Raw genomic sequence first — 550 nt, 5'->3', positions numbered from 1 at the left:
GGGGTTTGGGAATAAAACCTTGGCGATGACCTACTCTCGCACAGCTTGAGCTGCACTACCATCGGCGCAGCTGCGTTTCACTTCCGAGTTCGGGATGGGATCGGGTGGTTCCACAGCGCTAATTTCACCAAGGAGACGGTTGGGACGTCGCCATCCAAGAAAACGGATGAGGCGCCAGTCTCGCAGAGGTCTTGTGACGTAGCGTGCACTTGGATCTATCGACATGTCATGTCGGCCAAGGCAACTTGAGGTTATATGGTCAAGCCGCACGGATCATTAGTATCAGTTAGCTCAATGCATTGCTGCACTTACACACCTGACCTATCAACCACGTAGTCTACATGGTTCCTTCAGGGGGCTTGAGCCCCGGGAAGTCTCATCTTGAGGCGCGCGTCCCGCTTAGATGCTTTCAGCGGTTATCGCTTCCGAACATAGCTACCCGGCAATGCCACTGGCGTGACAACCGGAACACCAGAGGTTCGTCCACTCCGGTCCTCTCGTACTAGGAGCAGCCCCTCTCAAACTTCCAACGCCCATGGCAGATAGGGAC

Annotated in this window: 2 rRNA genes; both read right to left on the bottom strand. The window is 55.1% G+C overall.

Going from position 1 to position 550, the window contains the following annotated elements:
• Positions 1-17: 17 nt before the first annotated feature.
• Positions 18-132: ribosomal RNA gene (rrf, locus tag VA603_RS00170) — 5S ribosomal RNA — on the bottom strand.
• 123 nt (positions 133-255) lie between these two features.
• Positions 256-550 (bottom strand): 23S ribosomal RNA (locus VA603_RS00165); the annotation flags it as partial.

The organism is Stenotrophomonas capsici (assembly GCF_034961085.1).
Lineage (GTDB): Bacteria > Pseudomonadota > Gammaproteobacteria > Xanthomonadales > Xanthomonadaceae > Stenotrophomonas > Stenotrophomonas capsici.
This window is presented reverse-complemented; position numbering and strand designations above follow the sequence as displayed.